This window comes from Cyanobium gracile UHCC 0139 (genome assembly GCF_034931325.1).
GTDB classification, from domain to species: domain Bacteria; phylum Cyanobacteriota; class Cyanobacteriia; order PCC-6307; family Cyanobiaceae; genus Cyanobium; species Cyanobium gracile_B.
In genome coordinates this window covers 24,771-45,761 of sequence record NZ_JAYGHX010000013.1, presented here as the reverse complement: position 1 = coordinate 45,761, position 20,991 = coordinate 24,771, and the positions used below count along the sequence as shown (strand labels likewise).

The window sequence follows — 20,991 nt, the reverse complement described above, 5'->3', positions numbered from 1 at the left end:
TTCAGCCATCAGTACGTCGATTCTGGGGATGTCATGAAGGTTCTCGCTTCATGAAGTTGAGCCCATCGTACCGAATGGCCCTTTCGCAGGTCGTGGAGAGCTCGCGCCTCAGCCTGCCGAAATTCCTTCGGAACCCAGCTGATTGGGGGGAGCATGGATCTTGGGAAACCATTAGAGAATGACTAGAATAACCTAAACAAGTCACGGCTGCCCTGCCTACGCGTCTCGGCCTCGCTATAAATTCAAATTGCTTATCTGTTCTGAATGCTGTCTGGTTGCTGTCCTCAGCCGTCTGCTGAAACGCCCCTGCGTCCAGTCGCGCTGTCCTCTTCATCGGCGGTGGAAACTGTCAACCATCCAGGGATTCCAAACCGTCTTGCCTCCGGTTCGGGGAGCACCTGGGTCAGCGGTTCAGAGCCAGTGGCACCCACCAGCGCCGGTTCGGCGATGCGCCTTCCCCACCGGAGGCCAGGCCTTCGGTTCGCCCTGCTCGTGCCCGTCGTTGTCGGCGCCATGCTCGGGGCCGGCGAGGCCCACGCGGTCCTGTGCCCCGACGGAACCGAGGCTGAGTTCTGCCTGCCACCCCCAGTCACTCCGCCGGTCACTCCGCCGGTCACGCCCCCGGTCACCCCGCCGGTCACAGCACCTGATACCACGCCGGCCCCCGCCCCGGCCGCCGTCGCCCCGGCCCGCCCCCGCCCCCTGCTTGTCGATGTCGACCGGCTCGATGCCCGGCTGATTCCCCTTGGCGCAGGCATCGGCTGGCAGAGTTTCAGCCGGGATCTGCTGGAGATCCTCCCCCAGAAAGTGCGAAGCACCTCCACGCTGGCCGTGCCGGTTCCGGAGGGAGAATCAGATTCGACTTTTCGTTTCAGCCTCAAGCCGGGTGGCTACTTCAGCGAACGCGACGGCTGGCGGCTGCGCCTGTTCGGCAACGGCTTCGGTGGTCCATTGATCCAGGGGGCTTCGGGAGGTAACTCCTCCTTGAGTGGTGCCCAGACGGGTCTGCTGCTGAATTACGCCGTCGGCGATCTGGTGATCGGCGCCTATGGACGGTTCGGCAGCATCTCGGCCGATGCTGGCTCCTTTGCTGCCACCGGTGGCACCCAGTTCGGCGGCCGTTCCGCCCGTACGCAGCTGGGGGGTGGAGGGCTTCTGGTGCAGGTCGTCAAGCCCAGCTGGTTCGTCGGCCTGGCGGCCGGCGGCGATGGACTGCAGGCGGATCAGCCCTTCGCCATCAACAGCAGCAACACGTTCGGGATCCGCAGCAGCACCCCGTCGGTGGGAGGCAGCGCCTTCAACCTGGCCACCCGTTTCGGCGGCAGGATCACGCTGTCGGAGAGTCAGATCCTCGAGCCCAGCGCCCTGCTGACGCTGACGAGCCTCTCCCTCGGCGGAGTCTCCGTGGCAGATCTGCCCACCAACCGCCTCTGGAATGTTCCGTCCTCCGCCAGCACCGTCGGTACCGCGGACCTTGGCCTCACCTGGAGAGCGACCCTGCAGGATGGCCCCAATCTGGTCACTCCCTCCCTGCGCCTGAGCTGGCTCGGGGCCGGTTTCCTGGGCCAGGCGCCCTCCAACCGGGTGACCGACGGTTTCGGCTTGGCCAACAACCTGCCCGCCGGTTCCGTGATTCAGGGCAGCGGCCTGGGGCTGCAGGGCGGCCTGGCCTACACCCTCCGAGACAACACCACCTTCTATGTGCGAGGGGGGGCGGGCTTCTTCGGAGGTGGCACCTCCTGGGATCTGGGAGGGGGCATCCAGTTGCGCTGGGGCGGAGCTCCCCGGAGCCAAGTCACGGCCAAGCCGTCTGAGCAACGGTCCCTGGAACAGGTGGCACCGTCTGCTGGTCCTGGTCCTTTCTGACCAGGACCAGGCCCGACGGACGCTCGAGCGGCAGGCCACCGGAAACGTGGGCAGGTTCAGCTGGCTTCGGCCGCCATGCCGTAAGACACCGACGCCTCGCTGACAGCCGGGGCGTTCGTCGCTGAGGTGTTGGAATCAGCCAACAGCCCATCGACGATGCCGGCATCAAACGAGTAGCGGCCCGGACCGACCAGGAGCAGGGCGAGGCTGCCGCCCAGATACAGCACCACCAGCTCGAGCACGTAGATGTTCAGTCCGCTGGTGAGGATGTGGTGGTAGGCGGCCACGGTCATGGTGCCGGTGAGGGCCAGGGCCCCCAGGGGCGACAGCAGGCCGAGGATCAGGAGCCAGCTGCCCAGGATCTCCGAGTAACCCGCCACGTGGGCGAAGAACAGGGGGAAGGGCAGGTGCAGGGGTACCACGTAATTGGTGGCGAACGCCTGCGGATCGGCCAGTTTGTCCTGGCCGTGGTGGATCATCATTGCGCCGATCGCCAGGCGCAGGATCAGCAGGCCGGTGTTGGCCAGGCGCCCTTCCCGCAGGAAATAGGACATCAGGCCTTGGCGCACGGTCGCGGCGATGGAAGAGTCCTGGGCAGGGGCGCTGTCTCCGACGCTGATGGGCACGGCAGCGACGGCCGTCGGGCGGTTGAGCGCCAGCATCCACAGGGCGATGAAGGCGGTGAAGAAGCCCGCGAAGATCTCAAGCAGGAGGGTGGTGGTCATGGCGGCGGGGGAATTATGAAGATTCTGTCGCCTCAGGTAACGGAACGTGAAGCGCCCTCCCCGTGCAGGCCCAGGTCGAGGCAGAGCTGGCCGTCGGCAACCCGCCGCCGCCGGGAGCCGTGCCGTTCCTGGATCGCGGCGGCGGCGGCGCCGAAGCCGCTCTGGCGTCGCAGGCCCCAGAGCCGTTCCCGGGCCTCCCGGGCGGCGCCGGCCACATCCACGATCGGGGCGGGGTAGTCGCAGCCGATGCGGCAGCCGCTGGCCGCCTGGGTGGCCGGATCCATCCGCCACGGCTCATGCCGCCAGATCGCCGGCACCCCGGCCAGTTCCGGCAGCCAGCGCCCCAGAAACACCCTCTCCGGGTCGTGGTCGAGGCCCTGCTTGATCGGGTTGTAGATCCGGATCGTGTTGATGCCCGTGGTGCCGCTCTGCATCTGGCACTGGCTCCAGTGGATGCCGGGCTCGTAGTCCACGAACTGGCGCGCCAGGTGCAGGCCGCTGTCACGCCAGTCGATCCAGAGGTGATGGCTGGCGAACGACAGCAGCATCGCCCGCATGCGGAAGTTGATCCAGCCGCTGTGGTGCAGGGCGCGCATGCAGGCATCCACGAACGGCACGCCGGTGCGCCCCGCACACCAGGCCGCCAGCCGTTCGGCATCGGTGCCGCGCAGTCCCCGGGTGGCGGGATCGAGCTCCTGGATTTCGATCGAGGGCTCGCGTTCCAGCTTCTGGATGAAGTGGCAGTGCCAGTGCAGGCGCGACAGGAAGGCATCCAGGGCCCGGGGCCAGCCCGCGGCGGCCTCGGCGGGCACGGTCGCCAGGGCGGCCCGCCGCGCCCGGGTGGCCTGGGTCACCTCCCCCATCGACAGGGTGCCCCAGGCCAGGTGGGGCGACAGTCGTGAGCAGGCTTCAAAGGCCGTCAGGGGGCTGGAGAGCCTGTGGTGGTAGCCCCGCCCCCGCTGACGCAGGAAGCCCGCCAGCAGCTCCAGGCCGGCCTGGCGGCCTCCAGGCTGCCGCCCCGGGCAGGGGTCCGGCGCCAGGCCCAGTTCGGCGGCGCTGGGCAGCTCACGGGGGGCGATTCCCGCCAGGGGGGGCAGGGCGATGGGTGCCTCCAGCAGGGGTGCGGCCATGCGTTGCTCCCAGGCCCGGGCCCAGCCGCGGCGATCCTTCAAGCCCCGGATCACGCCGAAGCCGGCGCATTCCTGCCAGGGGATCCCCCGATCCCTGGCCCAGGCGGCCACCCGGCAGTCCCGGGCGAACGTCCAGAGGTTGCCGGTCTCCTGGTGGCTCCAGAGAGCGGCGATGCCGTGGCGACGGTGGGCGGCCTCCAGCACCGCCACCACATCGCCGACCCGCACCACCAGCGGCTGGCCCAGGCCGGCCAGCGCCTCCTGCAGCTCCTGCAGCGCCTCCCTGCAGAAGCTCCACTGGCGGGCTGAGCTGTCCGGTTGCTGCCACAGATCCGGTTCGACCACGTAGAGGGGCAGCACCGGTCCACGCCGGGCCGCCTCCACCAGGGGGCAGTGGTCGGCGAGGCGCAGATCGCGCTTGAACCAGACCACCTGAAGCGCCATCAAGGCAGGCTAGGAATTCGCTTCAGCGTTTCGGCAGGTCGCTGGGCCTCAGCACCACCACCACCACGCCCACCACCACCATCACGATCAGCACGGCGGCCCCGGCCAGGGGCAGCACGGTGTCCACGTCCATCGGCTTGCCCGCGGCTTGAACCTGCATCCTGGCCCTGGGCCCAGGGGGGTTTGATCAAAAAAAAGGACGGGTCAGCGAACCCGTCCCCGAAGAACGTCTTAAGAAATGTAAAGGATCGACCGTCCTGGCCGCGTCCATGACTCCTTTGGGACACTCACCACGGTCGCCGCCACGGCGCGCCACAATCTTTACGTTCCGTTACATCAGCCATGACGGTCGGCGAGCTCTACCTGGAATCCCTGGCCACCGGGATCATCACCCCCACCGAACTCTCCTGGCTCACCCATGGGCAGGACCGATTCTCCCGCCTGGAGGAGGCCACCGCCCTCCGGCTCGGTCGCCTGCTCGATCAGGGCGACATCCAGCTGGGCTGCCGCCTGGAGGGCTGGAGGGATGGATCCACCCCTGGGCCGTGAACGGCATCGCGGACGACAGTCACAACGCTTCACGATCGTTTACACTCCCTTCAAGTTTCGCAAACAACCACCTTCCATGACCGACTCCACCTCCCGCTTCGGCTTCGTCGCCTTCGCTGAAACCTGGAACGGCCGTCTGGCCATGCTCGGTTTCGTGATCGGCCTCGGCACCGAAATCCTCACCGGCCAGGGCATCCTTGCCCAGATCGGCCTCGGCTGATTCCCCGGAAGGTTCGCCTGCTTCAGCCCGGGTGGCCCTGCCATCCGGGCTTTGATGTCTGAAGCGTTCACCCCGATCCGCCATGGCGCACGCTCTTGTCTTCGTACTGGCCCCGGAAGGCGCCCTGCCCGGCGACGGCGCTGCCTGGGCCGACCTCCTGGCAGCCCAGCGGCTTGGCGTCGGCAGCGGCATTGCCCTGCGCATGTTCCGCACGACGACGCCACCTGAGCGGAGCCTCGATGAGCTGGTCGCTTCCGGTCAGGCCAATGTCAGTGGTGCCGATCCGTTCGTGCCCCTTCGCAGCGATCCCTGCCGGGAGGATCTCACCTCCCCGGAGGAGACGGGCTCCGTCCGCCGGCTGATCTGCGATGCCTTGGTGCCCCATCTGGAGCCCCGCTCCCTCTGGCTGGGTGCCTACGAGCTCAGCGGACCTGAGCAGCAGGGACGAACCGGCCATCCGGCGGATCGCCTCGCCGTCGCCTCCATCCGCTGCCTCGACCAGTTCTCCCTGCGGGAGGCCGACAACGAAACCTGCTGGTTCTATCCCACCGAAAACGGCGATTACCTCTGCTGGGAGAACCAGCGCTCGCTTGAGCTCTCGCCCGGCTATCCCGCCGATCCCTGCGTTCAGCCGGAGAGTATTCCTTACCAGCGCAGCGACCTGCGACTGCTTTGGTCGCTGATGGCCGATGACCAGGCTCTGACCTGTGTTGGGCTGACCTACCAAAGGCGCCGGATCGAATGGCCCGTGACCGCCAGCGATCCCGAGCCCTTTGCCACCTGGACCGCTTTCCGGGTCGACAGCATGGCGGACGACAACTACCGGGAAACGTCCAGCATCACCGTGTTTCCCAGTTGAACCGACTCAGCTCGCCTGTTCGTAGAGCTGCTCGAGCCTTTCGCGGCTGAGGTCCACGTACAGCACCTCCTCGCCCGGGGCAGGGGCCTCCGGATGGGATGGCCGCTTGGCAGGCATGGACGAGACGCTGCGCAGGTTCTGGGTCATCAGGGCGAAGGCGCCGCCGGCGATCACCGCAAAACTGACCATATAAACAATCGGGAACAGGGCTTCCAGCATGGGTCTCTCGCTTTGGCCCAGGCTAATGTAAAGATCTGTTAAACGTGGCCGTTGCCCTCGGCAGAAACCCTCACGGATTGATCCATTCCTCCTGCCAGCCGTTGTCGGCCAGCCAGCGGCGCCGCCGCTGGGGGTGACCGGTCAGCTCCAGCAGTTCCACCCGCTGCAGCCGCACCCGCAGCAGCTCGAAGTGCTCCGGCCGCGGGGCGTCCTCCCCCAGTTCTCGGGGGAACGGTGCGTCCGCCTGCAGCGGCTCCCCCGGCGCCGGCCAGCCCCAGAGAGCCCGGCCCGTGGGGGTCAGGGCCTGCCAGTGGCGATCCAGGGCCTGCCGTTCCTCCTCACCACCCAGCGGCAGTCGCTGGCCCCTGAGGCGGAACTGGCAGCGGGGCTTGGGCAGCACCCAGCAAAGCTCCAGCGGTGCCTTCCCGCTCAGTTCGCCGCTTTTGGCGCTGCGGCGGTCGGTGAGCAGATCCAGGGCCACGGCCCCTGACCAGCAGCGGAACACCAGTGTGCGCACCCGCGGGGTGCCATCCGCGGCCAGGCTGGCCAGCTGCAGCCAGCGGGCCTGGGGGGAGCGGCCCTGCCGTTCCAGGGCACCGCGCAGCAGCGGGCGCCATGGGGGGAGGGGCCCGTCCTGGGTTGGGGTGGGGATGGCGTCGGGCATGGGGTGCCTAAGGCGCAGGCTTTTCGGCCACCACGGCGAAGAACGGATCTCCCTGTCCCCCCAGCCAGCCCATGGGGCCCTCAGCCCGGGTCGGCTCGGCGATCAGCTGCGGCGCCGGCCAGCCCTGGGCCTGCAGCACCCGGCTGATGTAGGCGAGGTGATCCCGGTCGCTGCCGTCGGTCCAGACCTGGGGCGCCTTCTGGAAGAACATCCGGTTGGAGAAGGCCACGATCACCTGGCCGCCGGGGCGCACCACCCGCAGCAGTTCGGCCGCCACCGGCTCAGGCCGCTGCAGGTACTGCCAGCCCGCCACCATCAGCACCGCATCGACGCTGGCATCCGCCAGGGGCAGGTGCTGGTCCTGGTTGAGGTCCTGGAGCCAGTGGCGATCCAGGCGGGGGTTCGCCGCCAGTTCAGCCCCGTTGAGGCCGTGGCCGATCACCTCCTCGTAGGTGATGTCCTCGGGCAGGTGACTCACCCAGCTGCTCATCAGATCCAGCACCACCGCACAGGGGGGGATCCGCTCCCGGTAGAGCGCCGTCAGCCGGCGCCGGAAGGCGCCGTCGAGGTGCTGCACGTAGCGGGGCTCGGCATAGAAGAGGGTGTCGTCGGAGCCGTCCAGCTTGCGTCGCTCCGCCTCGTTCAACACCAGCACCGCCATGGCCCTCGGGAGTCCGTTCTGCTGCCATGGTGGCGAATCGCGGCGCCCGAGGTGGCGCCTCCCGCCATGATCCCTGCCGTTCCACCCCCCTTCCTGGTGCTGGCCGCCGACGACCCCGAGCGGCTGGCCGCCTTCTACGGCGCCCTGCTGGGGACGGAACCGCTGCCGGGATCCAGCCCCAGCCACTGGCGCCTGCTCGGACCGGGCGAGGGCCGGCTGGAGATCTACGTCCCCTCACGGCGGCGTCCCCGCCCCCGCGGCGAGGGCCGGCTGTCCCTCTGCTTCTCGCGCCCGGCGGGGGAGGCGCCCCCCCTGCAGGTGCTCCACGACTGGCTCGCCGTGGTGCTGGCCCTGGGGGCGGTGCCAATGGAGCCGCCGCGGCAGGAACCCTTCGGGGCCGAGGCCTGGCTGGCCGATCCGGAGGGCAACCGCCTGCTGCTGCTGGTCAGCGGCGGATGAGACGCAGCTGAGTCGCGTAGGGCCCGCGGCCATCGAGGCAGGCCGCGCCGCAGTGGGCGCCGAGGCTGATGGCCTGCCGCAGATCCCAGCCGGCGGCCAGGGCGGTGGTGACGCCGGCGGCGAAGCTGTCGCCGGCGCCGTAGGCATCCCGCACCGGCCCCGGGCACGGCCCGGCGGCATAGCGGCCGCCGGGCATCAGCACCCCGCCCCGATCGGCCTCGGTGCCGATGCACAGCCGGGGCAGCGGATCGAGATCCTCGCTCCGGTAGGCCTCGCCGGGGTCGGTGGCGCTGCCGATCAGGGCGTCGAGGGTCACGCCCGCCTGCCGCAGGGTCGGCAGCCGCAGCCGCGGCGTGGCGGCCAGCACCCGGGCCCGCCGGGCCAGCCGCAGCCCGCCGGCATCGGTGGCGGTGACGAACACACCGTCGGTCTGAGCCAGCCGCTCCCAGGGCAATCCATCGGCGCCGGTGGGCATCAGCCGCTCGCCGATCACCGTGATGGTGCGCTCGCCGTCGGCGTCGATGAAGGTGAGGCCCCGCCGGGTCGGGGCCTCCCGCCAGGCGATGTGAAGCTCCAGCCCCAGGCCCTCAAGCTCTTCGGCGGCTCGGCGCCCGAGGGGGTCGTCGCCCAGGGCCGTGAAGAAGGGAATCCGCTCTCCCGTCAGTCGGGCCATCTGCACGGCCACCACGGCGCCGCCGCCGGCGGGGAGCTCGCAGAAGTCGGCGGCATGGAGGATCTCGCCGGCCGCCGGCAGATGGTCCACGCCAATGAAGCTCACCATTTCCACATGGCCCACCACCGCCAGGGCCAGCGGGGGCAGGGCCGGTAACTCCGCCAGGGGCAGGGGGACGAGGGGCTCCATTCAGCTGGAGGCGGAGGTGTAGAAGCGCAGGGCGAACTGCCAGAACCAGCGGCTCAGCACCACCGCGGCGATGGCCACCGCGCCGCCGGCCAGCAGCCAGGGGCCTGAGGCCCGCCCCAGGATCGCCTCGGCCGGCACCGTGGTGAGGAAGGCCACCGGCACGATGAAGGTGAAGAAGGCCCGCAGGCCGGCTGGGAAGGCACTCACCGGAAAGCGGCCGGCCACCAGCACGCTGCGCAGCACCTCGGTGGCGTTCCAGATCTTCACGAACCAGATGCTGCTGGCCGCCAGCACGAACCAGAGGCTGTACAGAATCATCAGGCTGGCCACCAGCATCAGGGCCGCCCCCAGCAGGGTGAGGGGCGTCGGGGTGGCGCCGGCCTTCCAGGCGGCGTAGCCGATCAGGCCGGCCCCCAGGGCGATGCCGGGCAGACCCCAGGGGGAGAAGGTGCGGGCCGAGAGCCAGAACTGGCTGTCGATCGGCTTGAGCAGCACGAAATCGAGGCTGCCGGTGCGCACGTGGGCCACGATCGTGCTGAGGTTGGGCTGCAGCAGGGTGCTGGTGATCCCCTCCAGCAGGGTGTAGATGCCCAGCACCACCAGGGCCCCTTCCCAGCTCCAGCCCCCCAGCGACTGGCCACGCCCGTAGAACAGCGACAGCACGAAGATGCTGCCGACCAGATTGCCGGCGGTGGCCACCAGCTCGATCAGGAAATTGGCCTGGTATTCCAGTTCCGCCGTCAACGAGGCGATCCAGAACACCCGCAGGGTGGTGAGATAGCGGCCCATCACGCCCCCATCGCTGAATAGTGGCGCAGGCCCCGCCGCCAGAGCAGCAGGTTGATCGGCAGCAGCAGGGCGGCCCAGGCGGCCATGGCCGCGAAGCTCTGCAGCACCGGCACGGACTCACCGGCCAGGATCCTGGCGGGCACATCGACCATGTAGGGGAAGGGGGTCCAGAAGGCGAAGGTCCGCACCGACTCGGGATAGAGGGCCAGGGGGGCCACCAGCCCGGAGAGATAGAGGTAGGGCAGATAGAGGAGGCGCTCCAGGGCGGTGGCTTTCTCGCTCCAGAAGCACACCATCGTCAGGGTGAACTGCATCAGGAAGCGCAGGGCGAAGGCGGCCAGGGTGGCCAGCACCGCCAGCAGCAGTGACGAGATGGAGGGCCACCAGAAGGCAGCGGGATACAGAAGGAAGAACAGTCCCACCAGCATCGCCACGAAGGGGAGTCGGGTGGCCTGCTCCGAGAGGTGGGCGGCCACGTAGCGCCACACCAGCGGCAGGGGCTGTAGCAGGTAGGGCGACAGCCGGCCGTTGAGGTTGTCCTCCTCGAAGGTGTACATCACCCACACGATCGTGAACTGGCGCACCACGAAGGCCGACAGGAAGTAGCGGGCCAGCTGCAGGGAGTCCATCCCCAGCCCGCCAGCGGCATCGACGGCGCTCCACAGGCCCAGCATGATGAAGGGCAGCACCCCCGAGAGCGCCCAGAGCACGATCTCGGCCCGGTACTCGAGCATGTAGGCGTACTGGCTGGAGAGCAGCACGGTGGCGATGCGGCGGGCGTGGGCCAGCCGCTGGCGCAGGGGGCGGCTCATGCCAGGGCCCCCTGGTGGAACAGCCGGCCGATGATGTCCTCGATCGGCGGGTCGGACACCGACAGATCGACCACCGCCAGATCGGCCAGCAGCCGTCCCACCTGCTCGGTGAGCCGCTCCCGCGGGATCAGCAGCCGCACCTCCCGGCCCTCGATGGTCTCCACCTCGCCGTAGCTGGCGAAGGCCTCGGCCCCCAGGGGCGCATGCAGCTCCAGGCGCACCTCCCGGCAGGGCGCCAGCCGCTGGGTGAGGGTCTCGAGGCTGCCGTCGTAGAAGAGGCGGCCCTCGTGGATCAGCAGCACCCGCGGACAGAGGGCGGTGATGTCGGCCATGTAGTGGCTGGTGAGCAGCACGGTGGCCCCGAAGCGGCGGTTGTAATCGGCCAGGAAGCTGCGCACCCGGGCCTGGGCGTTGACATCCAGCCCCAGGGTGGGTTCGTCGAGGAACAGCACCGATGGCCGGTGCAGCAGGGCCGCCAGCAGCTCCGCCTTCATCCGCTGGCCGAGGGAGAGCTTGCGCACCGGCCGGCGCAGCTCGTCCCCCAGCTCGAGCATCTCCGCCAGCTCGGCGATGCGGCGGCGGCTCTCCGCCGGGGGGATGCCGTAGACGGCGGCGTTGACCCGCAGAGAATCCAGCGGCGGCAGATCCCAGATCAGCTGCTGCTTCTGGCCCATCACCAGGGTGATCTGGCCCAGGAAGTCCGCCTCGCGGCGCTGGGGCTGGCAGCCGGCCACCTCCACCGTGCCGCTGGTGGGGTGGATCAGCCCCGTGAGCATCTTGAGGGTGGTGGTCTTGCCGGCGCCGTTGGCCCCCAGGAAGCCGACGAACTCGCCCGGCTCGATCGAGAAGCTCACCTCCTGCACGGCTGCGATCAGGCGCTCGCGGCGGTTCACGAAGTGACGCAGGGTGCCGGCCAGTCCGGGTTGCTTGTCGGCCACCCGGTAGGTCTTGCCGAGGCCCTGCGCGCTGACGATGGCCATGCGGTCGGGGGCCATGCGGACGGGGGCGGGCAGGGCCCACCCTATCGAGGGCCGCCCCGACTGGAGCTGGACCTCAGGCGGCTTCGGGGCACCAGCCGGAGCTGCGCTGCAGCGGCTCGAGCCAGCTCGGACAGCGCTGGGTGAGATGGTCGCCGTGGCAGATCAGGGCCTGATGCCACTGGCAGCTCAGCAGGGGGACCGCGTCGGCGTCGGCGTGATGACGGAACCACTGGCAGGTGAGGCAGACGTGACGGCTGCGGCTGGGGAGCAGCTGCTCCGGCCCGAGATAGGGCCAGGCGTCGCGATCTGGAGCAGGCTGCGCAGCTGGGCGCGGAGCGGGGGCTGGGGCAGAGGACATGGCCAGTGAAAGTGATACACCCGTACTAGCAGGGATCGCCCCTGGCGGCCAGCGACACCCTTGAGCAGGGGCGCCGCAGTACAGCTGCAGCGAGACCGCAGCGGGGCCGCAGCGGCGACGCCTACGGACCGGGCCACGGAGGTCCCGTTCTGGATCGCCGTCACAGAAGCCCGGCCGGGGGGCCACAATCGACCATCGGGTCGCGCCGTTCGCCATGCCTGCTCCATGCTGATCCGGCTCGGCTGCGAACTGACCCTCTCCTGCTGGGCGCCGACGCCGGTGCTGGCCCTGGTCCATCCCCATGGCAGCCGCCTGGAGGACCGCCGCGGTCCCGAGCGGCTGCGGCTGAGCCCCGACCGGATCGCCGAGGTGCTCACCGATGCGGACGGCAACCGAGCCTGCCGTTTCGTGGCCTCCACCGGCAGCACCACCCTGGGATTCGAGGTGGTGGTGGCCGACCCCGGCCTTCCCGATCCGGTGGCACCGGAGGTGGGCGAGTGCCCGGTGGGGGCGCTGCCGATCGTCACCTACCCCTACCTCAACCCCAGCCGCTACTGCGACACCGACCGCCTGGCCCAGGTCGCCTGGGGGCGCTTCGGTGGCGTCCGGCCCGGCTGGTCGCGGGTGCAGGCCATCTGCGACTGGGTGCACGAGCAGCTCCGCTTCGACTACGGCGCCGCCCGCAGCGACAAGACCGCCCACGACGCCCTGCGCGAAGGGCGGGGCGTCTGCCGGGACTTCGCCCACCTGGCCATCAGCCTCTGCCGCTGCCTCAACATCCCCGCCCGCTACTGCACCGGCTACCTGGGCTACACGGGCACCATGCCCCAGCCCGAACCGATCGACTACTCGGCCTGGTTCGAGGCGTTTCTCGAGGATCGCTGGCATGTCTTCGACCCCCGCCACAACCGGCCCCGCATCGGCCGGGTGCTGATCGCCCGGGGTCGGGATGCGGCGGATGTGCCCTTCCTGCGCTCCTTCGGCGACCACCAGCTCACCGGCTTCCGTGTCATCACCGAAGAGCTGGCCAGCCCCGAATCTTCCTGCCCCTGACCGCGGAGGTGCCTACCCGGGAGGGGGCCGGGCCGCGGAGAAGTGTGGAGAATTCATGCGTTGGGTCAGCCTGCCGGACTTCGGCGACAGAATCCCCCTGAACTCAGTCACCATTGAGCCCGCCCAAAGGTTCCTGACGAAAGTCCCTGTCAACAGTTGGCTGGGCCAGCAGCCTGGTTTCCGGACCCCGTGGGCCCCGTCCATGGGCTCCGTGGGTCAAGGCCGGTATTCTGCCTGAGGGATTCAGCCTGGGTTTTTTCTCCCTGACTCACGCGGATCGACCAATGGGTTTACGGATCGATGAAGCCACGTTTCTGGAGCGAGCCCTGTCCCGATTCGGCGGCAGATACGATTATTCCCAGATTAATTACAAGAGCTACCGCAGCCCCGTCAAGATTCGCTGTCTGGAGCATCCTGTCCGGGAGATCGTGATCACACCGGAGCGTCATCTCCAGACCACCGGCGGCTGCAAGTATTGCCTGAGGAACTATCGCAACCAGACCCTCGAACGGGTCCTGAGGTTGGACTGCGAGCCCAGCGAGCGCCCCGCACCCCTGCAGACTCCGCCGGTGGCGGGCCCGAAAAGTAAAGCTGTGTGAGGGATCCGGCGGCTTGCCCAAGGCCAGATTTGTTGACGGTTATCTTTCCGGGTCATTCTCCTTGAATCCCTCCATGGCCCTTCCTCTGCTAGCCGCCCGACCCTCGAGCCTTAACGCCAGGGTGCCGAGTTTCGCGATCGCCAGTGAGGAATCCCCCCGCCAGGCCGTCGCCACCCTGGAGACCCGCAAGGCCTCCGGTGACCGCCTCAGCCTCGACGTCCAGATCGAGCAGGCCTACCGCCAGATCTTCTTTCACGCCTTCAAGGTGGACCGTGAAGCCGTGCTGGAATCCCAGCTGCGCAGCGGACAGATCACCATGAGGGATTTCATCCGCGGTCTGCTGCTTTCCAGGCGATTCCGAGAGGGTTTCTATGATTGCAACAGCAACTATCGTCTGGTTGAACAACTTGTCGGCAGGGTTCTGGGGCGCCCGGTGTATGGCGAACAGGAACGGATCCGCTACTCGATCCTGATCGCCCAGCACGGGCTTATGGCCCTGGTGGACACCCTGCTCGACTCGCCCGAGTACCTCGAGGCGTTCGGTTACGACACCGTGCCCTACCAGCGCTCGCGGGTGCTGCCGGGCCGGGCCCAGGGAGAACGGCCCTTCAACCAGCAGGCGCCCCGTTACGACGGCCGCTGGCGCGATGTCATCGCCAGCCGGGCGCCCCGCGGTGCCAACCCCTGGTCCCCCGGCACCCCCCGGCCCGCCTGGCTCGGGGAGCAGCCCTCGCCTCTGGCCCGCCAGATCTGGCAGGGGCTGGTCACCGCCGGCGGCTTCGCCATCACCGGCCTGGTCCTGTGGACCGCGGCGGCCATGCTCAGCACCGGAGCGCCCTGAGCGCCGCCCGCCGGCAGGGATCGCCGGGAGGTCGTGATCCGCAGCACGGTGAGATGGAGCTGAGTCCAACTTGCTGTGCTGACGGACACGAAATCGTGCTTTCCTTGGTTTCAGGTGGTCGCAACGCCGTCGCCGCCACCGCCATGTATTAGGATTTGTAAAGATTTCTTGACCTTCCGGAGGTGCCTGTCATGTTCACGCTCGAAAAAGCGACCCAGATCTTTCCGGACACCCTCTCGGCCGATGTGGTGCCGGCCCTGACGGCCCGCTTCAGCCTCCTCAGCGCCGAGGACCAGTTGGCGCTGATCTGGTTCGCTTACCTCGAGATGGGCAAGACCATCACCATCGCCGCCCCTGGTGCGGCCCGCATGCAGTTCGCCGAGCCGGTGCTCAACCGGATCAAGGCGATGACCTTCGCCGAGCAGAGCCAGGTGATGGTGGATCTGGCCAACCGGTCGGACACCGACATCTGCCGCACCTATGCGATCTGGTCGGTCAACATCAAGCTCGGCTTCTGGTATCGCCTGGGTGAGTGGATGGAGGAGGGCCTCGTGGCTCCCATCCCCGAGGGCTATCAGCTCTCCGCCAACGCCGCCTCGGTGCTCTCCTCGCTCAAGGGCATCGATGCGGGTCAGCAGATCACCGTGCTGCGCAACTTCGTCGTCGACATGGGCTTCGATCCCAGCAAGGTGGACGGCAGCGAGCGCATCGCCGAGCCGATCGTGCTGCCGACAGCGCCCGAGCAGCGCACCAGGGTCTCGATCGCCGGCGTCGATAACGCCACGATCCTCTCCTACATGGATCTGCTCAATGCCAACGACTTCGACCAGCTGATCCAGCTGTTCCTCCCCGACGGCGCCCTGCAACCTCCCTTCCAGCGGCCCATCGTCGGTACCGACGCCATCCTGCGTTTCTTCCGCGAGGACTGCCAGAACCTCAAGCTGCTGCCCGAAACCGGCGTCAGCGAGCCCTCCGATGGCGGTTTCACCCAGATCAAGGTGACCGGAAAGGTGCAGACCCCCTGGTTCGGAGCCGGTGTCGGCATGAACGTGGCCTGGCGTTTCCTTCTCGATCCCGACAACAAGATCTACTTCGTGGCGATCGATCTGCTGGCCTCCCCCGCCGAACTGCTCAAGTTCGCCCGCTGAGGAATCTGTCCACATTCCCCGCGACGGCGGGTCCCGTGACCGGGGGGGCGCTTGCCACTCCGGTCTTCCCGGCTTGGGGAGGCACAGGTCTTCTGTTGGGAACGGGCATCCTCGGGGCCTGGCTGGTCACCCTGGTGCTGGCTCTGCTGGCGGATCCCGCTGGTTGGACACCGGCGGCGGTCGGGCTGGCCATGGCCCTGCGCACGTTCCTGCAGACCGGCCTGTTCATCCTCGGCCACGATGCGATGCATCGCACCCTGGTGCCCGGGCGTCCGCGGCTCAACGACGCCCTGGGTCGGCTGGCCCTGATGCTCTACGCCGGGCTTCCCTATGGTCGCTGCCGCCGCCATCACCTCCGCCATCATCGTTTCCCGGGCAGCCGTCTTGATCCGGACTACCGAAGGGTCAGCGGCGATGGGGCTCTGCGCTGGTACGCCAGGTTCATGGGCAACTACCTGTCCGTGCCCCAGCTGGTCCTGCTCCTGGCCAGCTGGTTGGCTGTGGGCGGAGTGCTGATGCGGCTGGAGCCCCGGCTGGTGCTGGCGATCCCCACGTTCTGGGTGCTGCCGCTGGTTCTCAGTTCGTGTCAGCTGTTTCTGTTCGGAACCTATCTTCCTCACCGCGGTGACGGATCCACCCTTGCCGGATGCCATGCCATCCGAAGTCTGGGCTATCCCCACCTTCTCTCCCTGCTGGCTTGTTTTCATTTCGGGTACCACCGGGAGCACCATGCCCATCCGGCGGTGCCATGGTTCCGGCTGCCGCAGTTGCGACGTCGCATTTCCGATCGTCCCGGCCATGGTCCCGGCCATGGTTACAGCCCTGCCAACGGCTCGCGGCCGCTCAGTCCCGGGGGTTAACGTCCAAATTCAGCTGTTGAGACCCATGGTGAGTGCGGTGTTGGAGTGGACGGATCAGGAGCAGCAGGTGGCACGCCGCGCCTTCGACAAGGCCCACTCCAGAGCCGCGATCGGCATCATCCGGGCCGTCCAGGCCCATGCCAGCCGGATGGACTCCGTCGAGGAATGCTGGAAATTGCATGACTTTCTCAGCATCCAGCGCCATGAAATCGAAGGACGTTTCGACTTTCGCCTCCCCGGCCTTTTGTTCGTCTTTGCCAGCCTGGTAAAGGATGGCCTGTTGCAGGTCGAGGAACTCGAAGGACTCGAGCGGGACAAGCTCAACAAGATCACGGCGATGTCGCGCATGTAAGCGGGCCGCCGCAGATCTGCTGCACGGCTCCGCTCGGATCGCCTGACATGCCTGCTTCAGGCCGAAGCCGCCGCCGCCCGGCCGGTTGTCCCGACCTGCGAGCCTTGGGGGCCCAGCCCTCGGGGGTTGTAGGGTGGGGAAGATTCCAAGATTTCTCTCCAGCGAGCTCATCACTTTCTAAAAGGGCTGTCGAAGGATCGGTTCATAGTTTTTTTCAGGTTCATGACCATTTACATCGGAAATCTTTCCTTCGACGCCGAAGTGGAAGACGTGAAGAACCTTTTTGCCCAGTACGGCGAACTTCGCCAGTGCACCCTGCCCCTCGATCGCGACACGGGTCGTAAGCGCGGTTTCGCGTTCGTCGAAATGACCAACGACGCCGACGAGACCAAGGCCATCGATGATCTCCAGGATGTGGAGTGGATGGGTCGCAGCATCCGCGTCAACAAGGCAGAGCCCCGCACCGGTGGCGGCGGTGGCGGCGGTCGCTCCGGCGGCGGCGGCTACGGCGGCGGCGGTGGTGGCTACGGCGGTGGTGGCGGCGGCCGCAGCCGCTACTGAGTCATTGCCGGGTCAACGGCCCCTGGTGGGCCAAGTTACCTTCTTCACCGCCCCTGGGTCTCCGGGGGCGGTTTTTTTGGTCGGTTCGCTTCCGGCCAGCCGGCGATCTTGCTTGTGGGGAGTCCGGCACGGATCGAAAGACACTCTGCTGCTGGGGCCGCTTGGCGTGGTCGGGGAGCAGATTGGGCCCATGAGTGATCCAAGCCCTCGCGGCCGCTACCGGGTCCGTCCCGCTGACCAGAACGAGACCACCGTGCCCAACGAGGTGACCGGCCCCACCTTCGACCACCGCGATGAGGCCGAACGGTATGCCCACAGCCTGGTGCTCACCCACCGGGCCCCGGTGGTGGTCGAGAAGCTGGCGCCGGCCGGTTGCTGGCTTCAGCTCGGGATCATCGGCTGAGGCGGAGCCCCCAGCTCCCCGAGCTCCTCGGCGGCCTGCAGGCGGATCAGGTAGGCCAGGCTGGAGCCCACGCCGGTGCCGCGGTACCGGCCGCTGACCGGCGCCGCCAGGTGGTGATCGGGCGCCGCCGCCAGGACCACGTGGCCGTCGGCCACCGCCAGACCGAGACTGGGGTCGAATCCCCTCCACCCCCCTCCGGGCAGGTACACCTCCGCCCAGGCGTGCAGCTCGTGTTCGCTCACCTCGGGGGGATGGTGCATCGAGTAGCCGCTCACGAACCGCGCCGCCAGTCCCTGGCTGCGGCAGGCCGCGACGTAGAGCATGGCGGTGTCCCGGCAGGCTCCGGTCAGGGTGCGGAGCGTCTCGGCCGCATCGGTGGGCTCCCCTTCCAGCCGGCCGACATGGTGAAAGCCGTGGTGGATCTCGTCGGCGAGGGCGCTGAGGAAGGCGGTAGCCGATCCGTCGACCCGGTCGGCGATGGCCTGGGCCCAGGCCCGCACCTCCGGATCGGTCCGATCCTGCAGGCAGCCCGCCAGGGAACGGGCCTCCGCCTCGGGATAGCTCACCGGCAGCTGCTGGGCCTCCCGGTGGGTGACGATCCAGTCGAAGGGGTTGCTGCGCAGGGTCTCCACCAGCATGTCCACCGTGATCGTCAGCTGGTCGCGCTCCTGCTGGAACCAGGCCACCATCGCGTCGGTGCCATCGGGCTCGATCACCCGGGTCAGGCCCGCCGGTGCCTCCTGCAGCCGCAGGTGGTGCTCGAGGATCCTCTGGCTGCCGTCCTGGCGGGGGGTGAGCCGCACGGCCATCGGCTCCAGGAAGACGGGCCGCTCGTAGGTGTAGCTGAGGCGATGGTGGATGCGGAAGAACATCGCTCAGCCCATGGCCTCGCGCAGGACGTCCTGGAGGTCGTCATCGATGACGTAGGTGTGCAGCGGCGCCGTGTCCAGGTCCTCGATGAGGGGGAAGAAGCGGACGGAGAACCAGGCCTCGAAGAGCTCCAGGCTGCGGGGATGGGGCCAGCGGCTGCGGTCGCGGCACCAGAGATCGAGTTCGGCGGCGAAGATCTGGCCGTAGCTGTCCAGCAGCCGGTCCTGGGCTTCCAGCTCGCTGTCGTAGGTGGGGATCAGGTAGAGGCTGTGGTCCTCCCCCAGCCCTTCCATGTCCTCGCGGGTCCAGAAGGGCCGGGTCCAGTCCACCATCGGCTGCCGGGGCGCCACCGCGATCGCGCAGCGGTTGAGAACGGCCATCGATGGTTTGTCTGTGGCTGCTTCAACGCTAGCGAGGTCGGGCCTGGGGAGCAGCGGCCATCGGTTGTTGCCAGTCCAGGCCCACCATGGCCACGATGTGTTCATCGCTACCCACCCATCGGCGCCTGCGGCTGCCCTGACGTCCCATGCTTCTCCGCCGGAACCCCCTGCTCCCCAGCGATCACCCCACAGGCCGCCGAAACCGGTGCCCGATCCCGGCGGGGGTCATCCCCACGGCAGGCCTGATGGCCGGTGTGCTGCTGGCCGTTGCGCCGGCGAGCCTCGCCCAGCAGGTTCCCTCCGCCAAGGTCCTTTACAGGTTGTCGACCCAGTGTGCGCTCCAGGGCGCCGCCCCTGTGCCTTGCACCGTGGAGGCGGTGGACAGCGGCGGGGCCACCCTCTACCGCCACCGCATCGGCACCAGCGTTGAAACCGTTCGCATCACCGCGGAGCCGGTGACCATGGCGATCTGGGCCCACGACGCCCGAAACTGGCGGCCCCTGCGTGGTGCCTCGGCCCGTTTCTCCACCAACACGGTCTGCTTCAACGGCAAGGACCTCTGCGTGGTCAACCCCAACTACCTCAACAGTGTTCGGGAGGATCGCGCCAATACCCGCCTCCAGGGCCGTGATCTGGTGATGGTGCACTTCGGCTCCGACGGCCGGGTGGATGCCAGCTGCTACGACGACGCCTGCGCCCTGTTGCTGAAATGAACACCCTGAGCGCATTCGCCCTGTTGTTGGCTGGTGTGATCGCCTCGCCGGTCGGGGCTGGCCTGGCCCTGGAGCTCGCCTCCCCCCACGGCCCGGCGCTGATCGCCCGGGGCGGCGGCGGTGGCCGGATGGGCGGCGGCGGCGGCGGGGCCCGGATGGGAGGCGGTGGTGGCGGCGCGAGAGTTGGCGGTGGCGGCGGTGGTCTTGGCCGCGCCGGTGGTGGCGGCTCGCTGGGCCGCAGCGGCTTCCAGGGATCCGGCGGGGCCGGCGGTCTCAACCGGGGCGTCAGCCGGCCCGCCGGTGGCTGGAGCAGCGGCGTCGCCGGCGGTGGCCTGGGCGGCCCCTCGTTGAATCGTCCTGCGGCGCGCCCCGGTGGGGTGGTCGGCAACCCCGGCCTGAACAGGCCCGCCGGAGCCGGAAGCCTCAACCGCAACGTCAACGCCAACCTGAACCGGAACGCCAACGTCAACCGGAACATCAACCGCAGCGTCAGCGTCAACCGCAACTGGAACCGCGCCGTCAACGTCAACGCCATCGGCGTGCGGCCCGGCTGGGCCCGTCCGGGCTGGGGCGTGGCCCGACCCTGGAACCACGGCTGGTACGGCGGCTGGGCCACACCGTCCTGGGGATGGTGGGGGGCCAGTGCCGCCGCCTGGGGAGTGGGCACCCTGGCAACGGCCGCGATCATCAACAGCGCGGTGGATGCGGCGGTGGCCAGCAACCAGACCGTGATCGTGGTTCCCAACACCCAGTACCAGCTGCTGTTCGGCACGGTCCAGCCGACCGGCACCAGCACCGTGGCCTTCGACGTCAGTGCCAACGGCAGCGTCTATCAGCTGTCGGCCGACTGCCAGTCGGGCTTGCTGAATGGCCAGGTGCCGGGGAATGCCCAGGAAGCGGAACTCCTCAATGCCGCCTGTCAGGTGGCCTTCGGGACCGCTTCCTGAGCCAGGGGTTCACCAGGGCAGGGGAGCCCGCTGGGAGCCGATGCTGCAGCCCATCTGCTGACCCAGCAGGGCCCCGAGAGGCACGGCCCAGGTGCGGCCATCCTGGCGGGACGCGGCGTAGCCCAGGCCACCGCCGATGATCCCGCCCACCAGCCGACCCACGTTGCAGCGCTGGGCCGTCTGGGCCTGGATGTAGTCGGGAGACACCGGCACGTTGGCCCGGTAGCGATCGACGTCGTAGTCGGCCCGGTAGCCGCCGCCGTAGCCATCGCCATAGGAGGAGGGGCTGGGCAGGGTCGGTACGGGGTAGGGAACACGGCGGCTGTTGACCTGGCGGGGAGCGCCGGACGGGCCCCAGGGACCGGCCCAGGCTCCCAGAGGGGTGGCGACCAGGGCCAGGACGCCGGTGGTGCCCAGCAGGCCCGCGAGGCGGCGGGACCCCTGACGAAGGAAGGTGTTCATGGTGTTCGCGTTGTGAGGAGCGACCCCTGAGGTGGGGCTGACATCAATCAAGCGAAGCCATGTGACCGATCCATGAACGGCTCCCGGCCGATGTCCGACAGGATGCGACTCCAGCCATGGCCCCGGTCTTTGCATCGCTTGCTGTCCGACGTCTGGTCGGATCGCCCCGCCGCTGCCAGCTTGAACGGGAGGGTGGGAGAACCCG

General features: G+C 68.5%; 29 protein-coding genes. 15 read left to right on the top strand and 14 right to left on the bottom strand.

Features of this window, described 5'->3' with window-relative positions; genetic code table 11:
- Positions 1-420: 420 nt before the first annotated feature.
- Positions 421-1,866, top strand: coding sequence for a hypothetical protein (locus VB738_RS15305; RefSeq protein WP_323306569.1), 1,446 nt, complete (start codon positions 421-423; stop codon positions 1,864-1,866).
- 56 nt (positions 1,867-1,922) lie between these two features.
- Here the strand turns inward: VB738_RS15305 and VB738_RS15300 are convergent, their stop codons facing one another.
- The 3 genes from VB738_RS15300 to VB738_RS15290 are packed head-to-tail and all read right to left on the bottom strand — an operon-like array spanning position 1,923 to position 4,325.
- Positions 1,923-2,591 carry a DoxX family protein gene (locus tag VB738_RS15300; RefSeq protein WP_323306568.1) on the bottom strand — a complete coding sequence of 223 codons (669 nt, stop codon included), beginning with the start codon at positions 2,589-2,591 and terminating at the stop codon, positions 1,923-1,925.
- A 32-nt stretch (positions 2,592-2,623) separates the two neighbouring features.
- Positions 2,624-4,165: an FAD-binding domain-containing protein gene (locus VB738_RS15295; protein ID WP_323306567.1), complete on the bottom strand. Its 1,542-nt coding sequence runs from the start codon at positions 4,163-4,165 to the stop codon at positions 2,624-2,626.
- Between the two features lie 22 nt (positions 4,166-4,187).
- Positions 4,188-4,325 carry a hypothetical protein gene (locus VB738_RS15290; protein WP_323306566.1) on the bottom strand — a complete coding sequence of 46 codons (138 nt, stop codon included), beginning with the start codon at positions 4,323-4,325 and terminating at the stop codon, positions 4,188-4,190.
- Positions 4,326-4,507: 182 nt separating this feature from the next.
- Here VB738_RS15290 and VB738_RS15285 point away from each other — a divergent pair, with 182 nt between their 5' ends.
- The 3 genes from VB738_RS15285 to VB738_RS15275 all read left to right on the top strand — a co-directional run bounded on the left by VB738_RS15285 (position 4,508) and on the right by VB738_RS15275 (position 5,793).
- Positions 4,508-4,714 carry a hypothetical protein gene (locus VB738_RS15285; protein ID WP_323306565.1) on the top strand — a complete coding sequence of 69 codons (207 nt, stop codon included), beginning with the start codon at positions 4,508-4,510 and terminating at the stop codon, positions 4,712-4,714.
- 76 nt (positions 4,715-4,790) lie between these two features.
- On the top strand, positions 4,791-4,934 hold the full coding sequence (locus VB738_RS15280) for a chlorophyll a/b-binding protein (protein ID WP_254957045.1): 144 nt from the start codon (positions 4,791-4,793) through the stop codon (positions 4,932-4,934).
- A gap of 82 nt (positions 4,935-5,016) precedes the next feature.
- A complete protein-coding gene (locus tag VB738_RS15275; protein WP_323306564.1) occupies positions 5,017-5,793 on the top strand; it encodes a hypothetical protein in 777 nt (258 codons plus the stop codon).
- Between the two features lie 6 nt (positions 5,794-5,799).
- Here the strand turns inward: VB738_RS15275 and VB738_RS15270 are convergent, their stop codons facing one another.
- The 3 genes from VB738_RS15270 to VB738_RS15260 form a co-directional block, all read right to left on the bottom strand.
- Positions 5,800-6,012: a DUF2973 domain-containing protein gene (locus VB738_RS15270; protein WP_323306563.1), complete on the bottom strand. Its 213-nt coding sequence runs from the start codon at positions 6,010-6,012 to the stop codon at positions 5,800-5,802.
- A gap of 70 nt (positions 6,013-6,082) precedes the next feature.
- A complete protein-coding gene (locus VB738_RS15265) occupies positions 6,083-6,676 on the bottom strand; it encodes a pyridoxamine 5'-phosphate oxidase (protein WP_323306562.1) in 594 nt (197 codons plus the stop codon).
- 7 nt (positions 6,677-6,683) lie between these two features.
- Positions 6,684-7,337: a methyltransferase domain-containing protein gene (locus tag VB738_RS15260; RefSeq protein WP_323306561.1), complete on the bottom strand. Its 654-nt coding sequence runs from the start codon at positions 7,335-7,337 to the stop codon at positions 6,684-6,686.
- A gap of 51 nt (positions 7,338-7,388) precedes the next feature.
- Here VB738_RS15260 and VB738_RS15255 point away from each other — a divergent pair, with 51 nt between their 5' ends.
- A complete protein-coding gene (locus tag VB738_RS15255; RefSeq protein ID WP_323306560.1) occupies positions 7,389-7,796 on the top strand; it encodes a VOC family protein in 408 nt (135 codons plus the stop codon).
- Here the strand turns inward: VB738_RS15255 and VB738_RS15250 are convergent.
- Genes VB738_RS15250 through VB738_RS15230 form a run of 5 tightly spaced genes read right to left on the bottom strand, consistent with a single transcriptional unit; the run spans position 7,783 to position 11,597 of the window.
- Positions 7,783-8,658, bottom strand: a complete 876-nt coding sequence (locus VB738_RS15250) for a PfkB family carbohydrate kinase (protein ID WP_323306559.1) — start codon at positions 8,656-8,658, stop codon at positions 7,783-7,785. The genes VB738_RS15255 and VB738_RS15250 overlap by 14 nt on opposite strands.
- Entirely contained in the window at positions 8,659-9,447 is a 789-nt protein-coding gene (locus tag VB738_RS15245; RefSeq protein ID WP_323306558.1) for an ABC transporter permease, read from the bottom strand.
- Positions 9,447-10,259 carry an ABC transporter permease gene (locus VB738_RS15240; protein WP_254992156.1) on the bottom strand — a complete coding sequence of 271 codons (813 nt, stop codon included), beginning with the start codon at positions 10,257-10,259 and terminating at the stop codon, positions 9,447-9,449. The genes VB738_RS15245 and VB738_RS15240 overlap by 1 nt, the downstream gene beginning before the upstream one ends.
- Positions 10,256-11,254: an ATP-binding cassette domain-containing protein gene (locus VB738_RS15235; RefSeq protein ID WP_323306557.1), complete on the bottom strand. Its 999-nt coding sequence runs from the start codon at positions 11,252-11,254 to the stop codon at positions 10,256-10,258. Before VB738_RS15235 ends, VB738_RS15240 begins: the two co-directional genes overlap by 4 nt.
- 58 nt (positions 11,255-11,312) lie before the next feature.
- Entirely contained in the window at positions 11,313-11,597 is a 285-nt protein-coding gene (locus VB738_RS15230; RefSeq protein ID WP_323306556.1) for a galactose oxidase, read from the bottom strand.
- Positions 11,598-11,822: 225 nt separating this feature from the next.
- Here VB738_RS15230 and VB738_RS15225 point away from each other — a divergent pair, with 225 nt between their 5' ends.
- The 8 genes from VB738_RS15225 to VB738_RS15190 all read left to right on the top strand — a co-directional run bounded on the left by VB738_RS15225 (position 11,823) and on the right by VB738_RS15190 (position 17,414).
- Positions 11,823-12,650 carry a transglutaminase family protein gene (locus VB738_RS15225; protein WP_323306555.1) on the top strand — a complete coding sequence of 276 codons (828 nt, stop codon included), beginning with the start codon at positions 11,823-11,825 and terminating at the stop codon, positions 12,648-12,650.
- Positions 12,651-12,934: 284 nt separating this feature from the next.
- Positions 12,935-13,249, top strand: a complete 315-nt coding sequence (locus VB738_RS15220) for a hypothetical protein (protein WP_323306554.1) — start codon at positions 12,935-12,937, stop codon at positions 13,247-13,249.
- A 73-nt stretch (positions 13,250-13,322) separates the two neighbouring features.
- Positions 13,323-14,090, top strand: coding sequence for a phycobilisome rod-core linker polypeptide (locus VB738_RS15215; RefSeq protein ID WP_323306553.1), 768 nt, complete (start codon positions 13,323-13,325; stop codon positions 14,088-14,090).
- 191 nt (positions 14,091-14,281) lie between these two features.
- Positions 14,282-15,238 (top strand): orange carotenoid-binding protein, encoded by a 957-nt coding sequence (locus tag VB738_RS15210; protein ID WP_323306552.1) that lies wholly within the window; start codon positions 14,282-14,284, stop codon positions 15,236-15,238.
- A 95-nt stretch (positions 15,239-15,333) separates the two neighbouring features.
- Positions 15,334-16,098, top strand: coding sequence for a fatty acid desaturase (locus VB738_RS15205; protein WP_323306551.1), 765 nt, complete (start codon positions 15,334-15,336; stop codon positions 16,096-16,098).
- Positions 16,099-16,123: 25 nt separating this feature from the next.
- Positions 16,124-16,450, top strand: a complete 327-nt coding sequence (locus tag VB738_RS15200) for a hypothetical protein (RefSeq protein ID WP_015108481.1) — start codon at positions 16,124-16,126, stop codon at positions 16,448-16,450.
- A gap of 222 nt (positions 16,451-16,672) precedes the next feature.
- Positions 16,673-17,011, top strand: coding sequence for an RNA-binding protein (locus VB738_RS15195; protein WP_323306550.1), 339 nt, complete (start codon positions 16,673-16,675; stop codon positions 17,009-17,011).
- Between the two features lie 190 nt (positions 17,012-17,201).
- Positions 17,202-17,414 carry a hypothetical protein gene (locus VB738_RS15190; protein WP_323306549.1) on the top strand — a complete coding sequence of 71 codons (213 nt, stop codon included), beginning with the start codon at positions 17,202-17,204 and terminating at the stop codon, positions 17,412-17,414.
- Here the strand turns inward: VB738_RS15190 and VB738_RS15185 are convergent.
- Complete coding sequence (locus tag VB738_RS15185) at positions 17,393-18,286, bottom strand: transglutaminase family protein (RefSeq protein WP_323306548.1); 894 nt, start codon at positions 18,284-18,286, stop codon at positions 17,393-17,395. The genes VB738_RS15190 and VB738_RS15185 overlap by 22 nt on opposite strands.
- A 3-nt stretch (positions 18,287-18,289) precedes the next feature.
- Positions 18,290-18,664, bottom strand: a complete 375-nt coding sequence (locus VB738_RS15180) for a hypothetical protein (protein WP_323306547.1) — start codon at positions 18,662-18,664, stop codon at positions 18,290-18,292.
- Between the two features lie 146 nt (positions 18,665-18,810).
- On the opposite strand from VB738_RS15180, the gene VB738_RS15175 reads away from it, so the two are divergent.
- Together VB738_RS15175 and VB738_RS15170 are read left to right on the top strand one after the other, a co-directional pair.
- Complete coding sequence (locus VB738_RS15175; protein ID WP_323306546.1) at positions 18,811-19,377, top strand: hypothetical protein; 567 nt, start codon at positions 18,811-18,813, stop codon at positions 19,375-19,377.
- Positions 19,374-20,324 (top strand): hypothetical protein, encoded by a 951-nt coding sequence (locus VB738_RS15170; RefSeq protein WP_323306545.1) that lies wholly within the window; start codon positions 19,374-19,376, stop codon positions 20,322-20,324. The genes VB738_RS15175 and VB738_RS15170 overlap by 4 nt, the downstream gene beginning before the upstream one ends.
- Positions 20,325-20,333: 9 nt before the next feature.
- Here VB738_RS15170 and VB738_RS15165 read toward each other — a convergent pair whose 3' ends face one another.
- On the bottom strand, positions 20,334-20,786 hold the full coding sequence (locus VB738_RS15165; protein ID WP_323306544.1) for a hypothetical protein: 453 nt from the start codon (positions 20,784-20,786) through the stop codon (positions 20,334-20,336).
- Between the last annotated feature and the right edge of the window lie 205 nt (positions 20,787-20,991).

Bases quoted from the DNA above. Each gene is read 5' to 3' on its own strand.
- VB738_RS15300 (WP_323306568.1), bottom strand. From the start codon at position 2,591: ATGACCACCACCCTCCTGCTTGAGATCTTCGCGGGCTTCTTCACCGCC.
- VB738_RS15295 (WP_323306567.1), bottom strand. From the start codon at position 4,165: ATGGCGCTTCAGGTGGTCTGGTTCAAGCGCGATCTGCGCCTCGCCGAC.
- VB738_RS15290 (WP_323306566.1), bottom strand. From the start codon at position 4,325: ATGCAGGTTCAAGCCGCGGGCAAGCCGATGGACGTGGACACCGTGCTG.
- VB738_RS15285 (WP_323306565.1), top strand. From the start codon at position 4,508: ATGACGGTCGGCGAGCTCTACCTGGAATCCCTGGCCACCGGGATCATC.
- VB738_RS15280 (WP_254957045.1), top strand. From the start codon at position 4,791: ATGACCGACTCCACCTCCCGCTTCGGCTTCGTCGCCTTCGCTGAAACC.
- VB738_RS15275 (WP_323306564.1), top strand. From the start codon at position 5,017: ATGGCGCACGCTCTTGTCTTCGTACTGGCCCCGGAAGGCGCCCTGCCC.
- VB738_RS15270 (WP_323306563.1), bottom strand. From the start codon at position 6,012: ATGCTGGAAGCCCTGTTCCCGATTGTTTATATGGTCAGTTTTGCGGTG.
- VB738_RS15265 (WP_323306562.1), bottom strand. From the start codon at position 6,676: ATGCCCGACGCCATCCCCACCCCAACCCAGGACGGGCCCCTCCCCCCA.
- VB738_RS15260 (WP_323306561.1), bottom strand. From the start codon at position 7,337: ATGGCGGTGCTGGTGTTGAACGAGGCGGAGCGACGCAAGCTGGACGGC.
- VB738_RS15250 (WP_323306559.1), bottom strand. From the start codon at position 8,658: ATGGAGCCCCTCGTCCCCCTGCCCCTGGCGGAGTTACCGGCCCTGCCC.
- VB738_RS15245 (WP_323306558.1), bottom strand. From the start codon at position 9,447: ATGGGCCGCTATCTCACCACCCTGCGGGTGTTCTGGATCGCCTCGTTG.
- VB738_RS15240 (WP_254992156.1), bottom strand. From the start codon at position 10,259: ATGAGCCGCCCCCTGCGCCAGCGGCTGGCCCACGCCCGCCGCATCGCC.
- VB738_RS15235 (WP_323306557.1), bottom strand. From the start codon at position 11,254: ATGGCCCCCGACCGCATGGCCATCGTCAGCGCGCAGGGCCTCGGCAAG.
- VB738_RS15230 (WP_323306556.1), bottom strand. From the start codon at position 11,597: ATGTCCTCTGCCCCAGCCCCCGCTCCGCGCCCAGCTGCGCAGCCTGCT.
- VB738_RS15225 (WP_323306555.1), top strand. From the start codon at position 11,823: ATGCTGATCCGGCTCGGCTGCGAACTGACCCTCTCCTGCTGGGCGCCG.
- VB738_RS15220 (WP_323306554.1), top strand. From the start codon at position 12,935: ATGGGTTTACGGATCGATGAAGCCACGTTTCTGGAGCGAGCCCTGTCC.
- VB738_RS15215 (WP_323306553.1), top strand. From the start codon at position 13,323: ATGGCCCTTCCTCTGCTAGCCGCCCGACCCTCGAGCCTTAACGCCAGG.
- VB738_RS15210 (WP_323306552.1), top strand. From the start codon at position 14,282: ATGTTCACGCTCGAAAAAGCGACCCAGATCTTTCCGGACACCCTCTCG.
- VB738_RS15200 (WP_015108481.1), top strand. From the start codon at position 16,124: ATGGTGAGTGCGGTGTTGGAGTGGACGGATCAGGAGCAGCAGGTGGCA.
- VB738_RS15195 (WP_323306550.1), top strand. From the start codon at position 16,673: ATGACCATTTACATCGGAAATCTTTCCTTCGACGCCGAAGTGGAAGAC.
- VB738_RS15190 (WP_323306549.1), top strand. From the start codon at position 17,202: ATGAGTGATCCAAGCCCTCGCGGCCGCTACCGGGTCCGTCCCGCTGAC.
- VB738_RS15185 (WP_323306548.1), bottom strand. From the start codon at position 18,286: ATGTTCTTCCGCATCCACCATCGCCTCAGCTACACCTACGAGCGGCCC.
- VB738_RS15180 (WP_323306547.1), bottom strand. From the start codon at position 18,664: ATGGCCGTTCTCAACCGCTGCGCGATCGCGGTGGCGCCCCGGCAGCCG.
- VB738_RS15175 (WP_323306546.1), top strand. From the start codon at position 18,811: ATGCTTCTCCGCCGGAACCCCCTGCTCCCCAGCGATCACCCCACAGGC.
- VB738_RS15170 (WP_323306545.1), top strand. From the start codon at position 19,374: ATGAACACCCTGAGCGCATTCGCCCTGTTGTTGGCTGGTGTGATCGCC.
- VB738_RS15165 (WP_323306544.1), bottom strand. From the start codon at position 20,786: ATGAACACCTTCCTTCGTCAGGGGTCCCGCCGCCTCGCGGGCCTGCTG.